At 74.5% G+C, this 9,345-nt stretch carries 6 protein-coding genes; 4 read left to right on the top strand and 2 right to left on the bottom strand.

Annotated elements, in window-relative coordinates; translation table 11 throughout:
• The coding region (fxsT, locus tag KM933_RS37835; RefSeq protein WP_221361796.1) for an FxSxx-COOH system tetratricopeptide repeat protein at positions 1–4,019 on the top strand (4,019 nt) is incomplete at its 5' end.
• Here fxsT and KM933_RS37830 read toward each other — a convergent pair.
• Together KM933_RS37830 and KM933_RS37825 are read right to left on the bottom strand one after the other, a co-directional pair.
• Positions 3,924–5,873, bottom strand: a complete 1,950-nt coding sequence (locus KM933_RS37830) for an HEXXH motif domain-containing protein (RefSeq protein WP_221361794.1) — start codon at positions 5,871–5,873, stop codon at positions 3,924–3,926. The genes fxsT and KM933_RS37830 overlap by 96 nt on opposite strands.
• Positions 5,870–6,091 carry a hypothetical protein gene (locus tag KM933_RS37825; RefSeq protein ID WP_221361792.1) on the bottom strand — a complete coding sequence of 74 codons (222 nt, stop codon included), beginning with the start codon at positions 6,089–6,091 and terminating at the stop codon, positions 5,870–5,872. Before KM933_RS37825 ends, KM933_RS37830 begins: the two co-directional genes overlap by 4 nt.
• 89 nt (positions 6,092–6,180) lie before the next feature.
• Between KM933_RS37825 and KM933_RS37820 the strand changes: the two genes are divergently transcribed.
• The 3 genes from KM933_RS37820 (at position 6,181) to KM933_RS37810 (ending at position 9,208) form a co-directional block, all read left to right on the top strand.
• Entirely contained in the window at positions 6,181–6,918 is a 738-nt protein-coding gene (locus KM933_RS37820; RefSeq protein WP_221361790.1) for a FadR/GntR family transcriptional regulator, read from the top strand.
• Positions 6,919–7,003: 85 nt separating this feature from the next.
• Positions 7,004–8,050, top strand: a complete 1,047-nt coding sequence (locus KM933_RS37815; RefSeq protein ID WP_221361781.1) for an asparaginase — start codon at positions 7,004–7,006, stop codon at positions 8,048–8,050.
• Positions 8,051–8,284: 234 nt separating this feature from the next.
• Complete coding sequence (locus tag KM933_RS37810; protein ID WP_221361779.1) at positions 8,285–9,208, top strand: glutaminase; 924 nt, start codon at positions 8,285–8,287, stop codon at positions 9,206–9,208.
• Positions 9,209–9,345 lie beyond the last annotated feature (137 nt).

The following is a 9,345-nucleotide window of genomic DNA, read 5'->3' as shown; positions in this document are numbered from 1 at the left end:
CCGGGGAGAGCCGTTCCGGTCCGGGAGCCGGGGAGCGGGCGGACGACCCCGCGGCGTTCCGGCTCCCGGGCGGCGGGCTCGCCCTCGGGCAGGCGCTGCGGCCGCTGCGGCTGCGGCGGCCGGCCGGCGACGCCCTGGTGCTCGACGAGGAGGCCACCGCGGAGCGCGTCGCGGCCGAGGACCTGTGGCTGCCGGTGTGCAGACGCCCCGACGAACGGCGTCTGCGGCTGGTGCTCCTCGTCGACACGGCCGCGTCGATGGAGCTGTGGAGGGACACGGTCCGGGAGGTGCGGAACCTCCTGGAGCACACGGCGGCGTTCCGCTCCATCGAGGTCGTGGCACTCGACGTCCGCGCCGCGGGAGCGGCGGTACGGCGCCGCCGGGGACGGCCGCTCCCCGGCACGTACGGACCGGACGACCTGGTGCTCGTCCTCACGGACGGCATCGGCAAAGGCTGGCGCAACGGCGACGCGGCCGCGTTCCTCCACGCCACCGGGCGGACCTCGCCCCTCGCGGTGCTGAGCCTGATGCCCCAGGAGGTCTGGGAATTCACCCTGCCCGGAGCGGTGCGCGCCCGGCTGGCCACCGACGGCGCCGCCGTGCCCAACGCCTCGCTGAGGCTGCTGCGTACGAGTGGTTCCGGCACGGCGCTCGACGAGCCCGGCACCGGGGACCCGGCGCGAACCGGCGCAGCCGTGCCCGTACCGCTCCTGGAACTCACCCCCGGGTCCCTGCGGCGCTGGGCGCGGCTCGTCGCGGCGTCCGGGGACACGCACGACGCGGCGGTCCTGCTCACCGCCGAGCGGGGCGAACCGGGAGCGCCGCGCCACGTCGCGCAGGCCCTGCCCCGCCCCCTTCCGGTACGGGCCGCGGAGGCGGTGCGGAGCTTCACGGCGGAGGCGTCCCCGGCGGCGTTCGCGCTGGCCCGCAGACTGGCCGCGGCCCCGCTGAACCTGCCGGTGATGCGTCTGGTCCAGAGGTCGCTGCCGGGGGCGGAGGCGTGGAACCTCGCCGAGCTCCTGCTGTTCGGCCTCGTGCGGCGCACGGACAGCCGTGTCGACGCCGAGGACGCCCGGCAGGTCTCCTTCGACTTCGGGGAAGGGGTCAGGGAGGAGCTGCTGGGCCTCGGCACCCGCGGCGAGACCATGGACGTGCTCCGGCAGGTCTCCGCGCACCTCGGTCCCCGGCTGGCCGCCTCGGTGACCGGGGGCGACGCCCTGCTGCAATGGCGCGTCGACGCGGTCGACCCGCCGGTCACGGAGCGCACCAGGCCCTTCGTGCGCCCTCTGCACACGGCTCTGTGGGCGCTGTCCGGGCCCTACCTGACCCGGGCCACCCGGCTGAGAAGACTTCTGCACGAGTCCGGGGAACCACCTTCACCGAAGGAGGTGACACTCGGTCACGGTTCCACTACGGTGGGCGATCCGCCCCCTGTGCCACCGCTTCCCCAGCTGCAGGAGTCGCCCTTGTCGCAAGTAGCCCCAGGAGGTTCCGTGTCCACCGCGTCGCAGTCCGTTCCACCCCGTACGCGTACGGAACCACCGCCGCGGCTGTGGGGCAGCGTTCCGCAGCGGAACCGTAATTTCACCGGCCGCGAGGACCTCCTCGAACAGCTGAACGGGCGTTTGTCCGAAGGTGTCACCGCGGTCCTCCCCGAAGCACTGCACGGCATGGGGGGAGTCGGCAAGTCCCAGATCGCCATCGAGCACGTGTACAGGCGGAGCAGGGACTACCGGCTGATCTGGTGGATTCCATCCGAACAGACCAACCTCATCGTGCAGTCCCTGATCGAACTCGGGGAACAGATGGGTCTGCGGGCCGGCGCCGACCGAAGTGCCGTACCCGCTGTCCTGGAGGCCCTACGGGTCGGCGAACCCTACTCGAATTGGCTCCTGGTCTTCGACAACGCGGAGAACCCGCAGGAAGTCAGGCAGTTCTTCCCCAACGACGGACCGGGACGGGTCCTGGTCACGTCGCGCAATTCCCAGTGGTCGAGCTTGGCCAATTCACTAGAGGTCGATGTGTTTGCACGTGAGGAGAGCGTCGCGCTCATCAAGCGACGCAGTCCGCAGATTCCCGAGGACGCCGCCGACCGGCTGGCCGACTCGCTCGGTGACCTGCCGCTCGCCGTGGAGCAGGCGGCGGTGTGGCTCGCCGAGACCGGAATGCCGGTACACCAGTACCTCGATCTCTTCGAGACGAAGTACGCGGAACTGCTCCGGGTCGATCCCCCCGCGGACTACGACCTCCCCGTGGCGGCGGCCTGGAACGTCTCCCTGGACCGCCTCAGGGAGGACCATCCGGCGGCCCTGCAACTGCTCCAGGTGTGCGCGTACTTCGCCCCGGAACCGGTCGACTGGGACTTCTTCTCCGCCGTGCGGGGCGTCGCCGCGCCGCCCGGGCTGCGCGCGGCGCTCGACGACCCCATCAAACTCGCCCGCGCGGTACGGGAGATCGGGCGCTACGCCCTCGCCCGGATCGACCACCGCAGGTCGACGATCCAGGTGCACCGCCTAGTGCAGCGCGTCCTCATCGAGCAGATGAACGCCGCGGAGCGGGCGGAGATGCGCCACTGCGCGCACCAGATCCTCGCGCACGCCGACCCGAGGAACCCCCTGCGGTCCTCCGACTGGCCCCGCTACTCGGCCCTCCTGCCCCATGTGCGCGCCTCCGGCATGGTCGACTGCGAGGACCCCTGGGCACGCGAACTGGTGCTCAACGAGGCCCGCTTCCTGCTCGCGCGCAGCGACTACACCGCGGCCCTGGAGGCGGCCGAGGAGGCGACCGGCGCCTGGCGGAGGCTGCTCGGCGACGAGCACGAGCACGTGATCGCGGCGGACCAGGTGCGCGCCGAGACCCTGCGCTGGCTCAACCGCTACACCGACGCCTACGCCCTCCAGTCGGAGCTGGTCGAACGCTGCCGCCGGGTCCTCGGCGAGCGGGACGAGGCCACCCAGCGGGCCCTCAGCCTGCTGGCGATCCTGCTGCGCCTGCGCGGGGACTTCTACCGGGCCCGCGAACTGGACCAGCGGGCGTACGAGACCACCCTGCGGGAGCAGGGCCCCGACGACCCCGGGACCCTGCTGGCGGCCCACAACTACGCGGTCAGCCTGCGGCTCGCGGGCGACTTCGACGAGGCGCTGAGACTGCACGAGGACACCTACGAACGCCGGGTGGAGGTGATCGGGGACGACCACCTGCAGACCCTCAACACGCTGCACTCCGTCTACATCGACCTCCAGGAGGTGGGACGGTTCCGCGCCGCGCTGGAGGGCCAGGACGCGCTGTGGAAGCGGACTCTGCAACTGCTCGGCGAGGAGCACTCCCTCACCATCTGGGTGATGCGCGAACTGTCGGTGGCGCGCCGCAAGGCCGGCGATCACCGGGGTGCGCTGGAGCTGTCCGCCAGGGTGCTCGACCTGCTGCGGCGCAAGAGCGGCGAGAAGTCCCTGGACACCGTGCGGGCCGCCCTCAACCACGCCACCGACCTGCGGCAGACGGGTGACCTCGCCGCGGCCGCCGAGCTGGGCCGCCAGACGATGCTCCAGTGCCGCGAGATCCTCGGCGAGGAACATCCGCACGCCTACGCCACCGCCACGAACCTCGCGGTCACCCTGCGGCTGCTCGGGCAGACCGAGGAGGCGTACGAGCTGGACCGGGCGGCGGTGGAGGGGCTCGGCCGGGTCCTCGACGCGAACCATCCCCGCACGATCCTGGCGCGGACGAACCTGGCCAGCGACTTCTGTGCCCTGGGGGAGACCGAGCGGGCCCGTGACCTGGACAGGGAACTGCTGGCGCACAGCACCGAGGCCCGCGGGGACGCCCACCCCTCGACCCTGGCGATCATGCTCAACCTGTCGTACGACCTCAGGGCGCTGGGGGAGACCGCCGAGGCGCAGGAGGTGTACGAGCGGGCCCTCGCGTCATGCCGGCGGGCGCTGGGGCCCGATCACCAGGCGACCAGGGACGCGGTCGACGGGATCCGGGCCAACTGCGACATCGACCTGCTGAGCGTCTGACCGGGGGACACCGGCGACGGGGTCGCGCGAACCCAGCCAGGCGGCGAGTTCGTGCGGCCCGGGGGCGCTCGCGCCGAGAGCGGCGAGCGCGCCCCGGAGCGCCAGGGCCAGTTCCGGGCGCTCCAGGAAGGGCGCGCCGCGGTCGCCGGGAGCGGTGAGCGCGCCCCCGATCCAGGAGGGGAGCGACGGGGGCTGGCGCCGGTACGCGGCGTGTGCCGCGTCGGTCTCGCCCCCCGCCAGGAGTGCGTCCGCCGGTGTCGCGTCCCTGATGCCCAGGGGGTGCGCGGTGCCGGCGGCGAGCTGTGCGCGCACCCCGTCGAAGCCGCGGGGGTCGGTGAACCGGAGCCGCGCGAGCCAGGTGCGGGCCGCGCCCGTGTCCGGCGCGCGCGGCGTGCCGGTGCGCGCGGCCCGCAACCGGGACGCCGGCAGGACGCGGGGCGGAGGACGCCCGGCCAGCCAGCGGCCGGCGAGACCGGCGGCGTCCCCGGCGTCCACCGCGAGATGGGCCGCCCGCCAGGTCGCCGTCACATCGCGGCAGCACAGACCGGCCAGCCGTCCCGCGGGTCCGCCGACCGGTTCGGTCCCCAGGCCGGCGACCTCCGCCAGCAGCCCGGTGACGACCGTTCCGCCGGCCCGGGTCAGTCCCGTCGCGTTGCGCAGGGCCGCCAGCGCCGTCCGCACCTGCCACCGGTGCACGGCGAACTCGAACTCCGCCCGTTCCCCGTCCTCGGCGCGGCGGGCGCTCCAGAAGGCCATGACCCCGGTGAAGGCGTGCGCACCGTACAGCAGGCCCCGCAGGGGGCGGGGGTCGCTGCGCCAGGGGGTGAAGTACGCGGGCTGCGGGCCCTGCCGGACGGAGACGGTCAGCGGTGTCAGTTCGGCCAGTGCGCTCAGGAGCTGGTGCCGGGCCTCGTGGACCAGGATGGCCGCGGTGGCCTGCGCGTCGCCCGGCAGCGACATGGTGACCGTGCCGAAGGCGTCCGGGGCCGTGGCGCTGACGGCCAGCAGTTCGCTCGGTCCGTCGACCGGTACGACCGTCCGCACGGTCCCGCTCACCAGCCGCCGGGCCGAGGGGTGCTGCCGGAGCAGGAGCGCGTCGCTCTCCCGGAGCAGGGCGTGCCAGCGGCGGAGCGTCTTCCGCGGGAGCTGTGCGGGGTCCTTCACGGCACGGAAGTCGCGGTAGGGGCTGAGGTGGTCGAGCGTCAGGGGTGCCCGGCCGGCCGGCGTGTCCCGGTCCACGCGGGGGAGGGGGTACCAGCCCTCGGAGGCGCGCTCCAGGTCGCCGGGGAGGCGTACGGAACCGCCGTCCCCGTGGACCACGGCCCCGCGGGGGCCGCAGTCCAGGGTCACCACCGGCCAGGCCCCCCGGCCGACGGACCCGGTGACGCCCAGCGACGGCAGCCACAGCTGCCCCTTGCGGGCGGGGACACGCAGGGTGGCACGGATCCCGGAGCGCAGGGCGGCGGCCCCCGTCAGGGACCCGAACAGGGCCGTCCCCGCCCAGCGCGGAGCGTCCCCGGGGGTGGCCACGGTGCCGTGGTCGAGCCGGCGCAGCAGCTGGAACGCCCAGGCGCCGACCGCCGGGTCCGCCAGCACGGCCGCCACGGCCTCCGGCGCGGAACGCTGTGTGTGGGCGAGGAGCTCCCAGGAGACGGACGGGCGGGTCGGCGCCCTGCGCCCCCGGGGCCCGGCGCCGTCGGCGTGTCCGGGGGAGGTGAGAATCGCCACGAGGGCCAGCAGCAGCCGGCTGTGCTGCGCCGACCGCAGCAGGGCGAGGTCGGCCTCGTCCGGCTCACCCGTGGCGACGGCGCCGAGCAGCCGCGGCGGCAGCCGGAACGGCTCGGCGTCCGTCAACGGTCACGGGTCGCACCGGCCGGCCCCGAGGGGGTGGTTCCGCACAGGGCCGCCATGCCGCTGTCGCACAGCGGGGCGGAGTTGCCGGACAGCGTGCGGTGCAGGGCGGCGAGCGCCGCCGGCAGGCGGTCCACCGTGCCGAGCCGGTCCAGGGGGATGCCCGACAGGTCGATGAGGTCCGACTGAAAGATCCCTGAGGTTTCCGCTGAATCCGCCATGCCTTCCATGGTGGACGAAGCCCTCCCCGCGGGGAAGCCCCGCAGGACGTCCTTGACACCGCCTCCCCGCGCCCCGCAGGATCACCTCCGTGAACCTGTCAGACAGCCAGACAGCTGACTCCGTACCGAGGCGGGTCAGCGCCATGGAAGCCGTACTCGGGCACCTTCGCGGTGCCATCGGGCGCGGCGAGTACGCCGTGGGGGACAAGCTGCCCTCCGAGGCGGAGCTGTGCCGGCGGCTGGAGGTCAGCCGGCCCGTGCTGCGGGAGGCGCTGCGCGCGCTGCAGACCATGGGGCTGACCGTGTCCCGGACCGGCAGGGGCACGTTCGTCGTATCGGCCGGGCCCGTCGGGGAACCGACCTTCGGCGGCTACACGGCCGGCGACCTGATGGAGGTCCGGCGGCACGTCGAGATCCCGGTGGCCGGGTACGCCGCCGTACGGCGGACACCCGAGGACCTCGACCGCCTGACCCGCCTCGTCGACCGCATGGAGCGCGAGCGGGACACCACCGCGTGGGTGGCCATGGACACGGTGTTCCACCTCTCCGTCGCCCAGGCCGCCCGGAACCCGGTCTTCCGGCGCGTGATCGAGGAGATCCGGGACGCGCTGGCCCGCCAGTCCGCGTTCCTCGACGGACTCGGCGGCCGCCGTGCGCAGTCCGACCGCGAGCACCGCGCCGTCGTCGAGGCACTCGCCGGCGGCAGCGCACACGACGCGACCGGGGCGATGACACACCACCTCGACCGCGTCGGAACCACCCTCACCGCGATCGTGCGCCGCGAGGGCGCCGGCCGCACCCCGAGAGAAGACGGAACCAAGGCGTGAGCGAGCAGTACCTGGAAGAGCGGACCGGACGCGTGTCCTGTCCTTCGCGGTTCGGGCGGACGGCCGGGAACGGCGGGGAGCGCATATGAGCCTCGACGCCCTCGCCGCGTGCGGGAGTCCGCTCGCCGCGGCGCCCGCCGTCCGTGAACCGCTGCACGCCCCCGTCGCCCACCTCGTCCGCGGCGGTGTCGTCGAGGGCGTCCACCACGGCTCGGTGGTCGTGCTGGCCGCCGACGGGAGCGTGGAGCTGCAGCTGGGCGACATCGAGGCGGCCTTCCACCCGCGCTCGGCGCTCAAGCCCGTGCAGGCCGTGGCCATGCTCCGGGCCGGGCTGCCGCTCGACGGCGAACTGCTCTCGCTGGCCGCCGCGAGCCACTCCGGCGAGGAGCGCCACCTCGCCGGTACCCGGCGGATCCTGGAACTCGCCGGACTCACCGAGGACGACCTGCGCAACGTCCCCGACCTGCCCTTCGACCCCGTCGTACGGGAGAACTGGATCCGTGCCGGGCGGCTGCCGTCGAGGCTCGCGCAGAACTGCTCGGGCAAGCACGCCGCGATGCTGTACACGGCGCGGCTGAACGGGTGGTCGCTCGACGACTACCTCGACCCCGCGCATCCGCTGCAGCAGGCGATCGCGGAGATCGTCGAGGACCTGACCGGGCAGGCCGTCGCGCAGGTCACGGTCGACGGGTGCGGGGCGCCGCTGTTCGCGATCTCGCTGCACGGGCTGGCGCGCGCCGCCGCGCGGATCACGACGGCCCCGGCCGGCACGCCCGAGGCGCGGCTGGCCGACGCGATGCGCGAGCACGCCGAGATGGCGTCCGGCTCCGGGCGGGACGTCGCCGCGCTGATGCGGGCGGTGCCGGGGCTGCTGGCCAAGGACGGTTTCGAGGGTGTGCAGGTCGCCGCGCTGCCGGACGGGCGGGCCGTGGCGGTGAAGATCGCGGACGGTGCGGACCGCGCGCGTGTGCCGGTGGCCGCGGCGGGGCTCGCGCGGGCGGGCGTGGACCCGGCCGCGCTGGCGGAGTTCGCCGGGATGCCGCTGCTGGGGGGCGGAGCGGTGGTCGGCCACGTCCGGCCGACCCGGTCGCTCGACCCACTGGCACGGCTGTCGGGCCCTGCGTGGCCTTGAGGGCCCTCAGGGCTCTGAGGGGCCTTCGACGGGGTGCGGCGACGGGTGCGGGCGCGCTGTGGCCGGTCGCGCAGTTCCCGCGCCCCTGGGTGACCCGGGGCGCGACCGTACCCGCACGGGGGCGCCCCTTCAGGGGCGCGGGGAACTGCGCGGCCGGCCCCCACCCACCCGCACACCCCCACCCGCCGCGCCGCGTGTCCGTGCTGCCCGCGGAGCGACCGGCAGAATGGGGGAATGAGTTCCGCCCTGGCCTTTCAGCCCGTCCTGCAGCGCATCGCCCGGGAGATCGCGCAGCGCCCCGGCCGCGGCCGCCCCGCCGACTACATCCCGGCGCTCGCGGCCTGCGACCCGGACCGGTTCGGGATGGCCGTCGCGGAGCTGGACGGCACGGTGTACGGCGTCGGCGACTGGCGGCAGCCGTTCTCGACGCAGTCCATCTCCAAGGTGTTCACCCTCGCCCTGGACCTCGCCCACGAGGCCGACGCGCTGTGGGAACACGTCGGCCGCGAACCCTCCGGCAACCCCTTCAACTCCCTCGTCCAGCTGGAGTACGAGAACGGCATCCCCCGCAACCCCTTCATCAACGCGGGCGCCCTCGTCGTCACCGACCGCCTCCACACGCAGACCGGCGACGCGGTGGGCACCCTCCTCGACTTCCTGCGCGCGGAGAGCGGCAACGCGGAGCTGGCCGTCAACAAGGACGTCGCCGACTCGGAGGCCGCCCACGGCAACCGCAACGCCGCGCTGGGTCACTTCATGGCGGCCTACGGGAACATCGGGAACCCGGTCCCGGTGCTCCTCGACGAGTACTTCCGCCAGTGCTCCGTCGAGGCATCCTGCGCCGACCTCGCCCTGGCCACCGGATTCCTCGCCCGCCACGGCATCCGGGCCGACGGCACCCGCCTGCTGACCCAGCGGCAGGCCAAGCAGGTCAACGCGGTCATGCTCACCTGCGGCACCTACGACGCGGCGGGCGAGTTCGCCTACCGCGTGGGCCTGCCCGGCAAGAGCGGCGTGGGCGGCGGGGTCATCGCCGTCGTCCCCGGCCGCTGCACCCTGTGCGCGTGGAGCCCCGGCCTGGACGAGCAGGGCAACTCGGTGGCGGGAGTCACGGCCCTGGACCGCTTCACGACCCTCACGGGTCTCTCGGTGTTCTAGGGCCGGCCCGCCTGCCGTGCAGCCGCAGGGCCAGCGCCACGGCCCCGGCGCCGAGACCGGCGGCGCCCGCGACCGCCCCCACCGCCGTCAGCCGGTCACCGAGACCGCCGGGGCCGTCGGCGGGCGGCGCCGCCCGT

This window comes from Streptomyces beigongshangae, from assembly GCF_019710745.1.
Classification (GTDB): Bacteria; Actinomycetota; Actinomycetes; order Streptomycetales; family Streptomycetaceae; genus Streptomyces; species Streptomyces beigongshangae.
Note: the sequence above shows the minus strand (reverse complement) of the source record. Positions and strands in the feature narration are given on the sequence as shown.

Excerpts from the sequence above, each read along its gene's own strand:
- KM933_RS37825 (WP_221361792.1), bottom strand. The coding sequence starts at position 6,091 with ATGGCGGATTCAGCGGAAACCTCAGGGATCTTTCAGTCGGACCTCATC.
- KM933_RS37815 (WP_221361781.1), top strand. The coding sequence starts at position 7,004 with ATGAGCCTCGACGCCCTCGCCGCGTGCGGGAGTCCGCTCGCCGCGGCG.
- KM933_RS37810 (WP_221361779.1), top strand. The coding sequence starts at position 8,285 with ATGAGTTCCGCCCTGGCCTTTCAGCCCGTCCTGCAGCGCATCGCCCGG.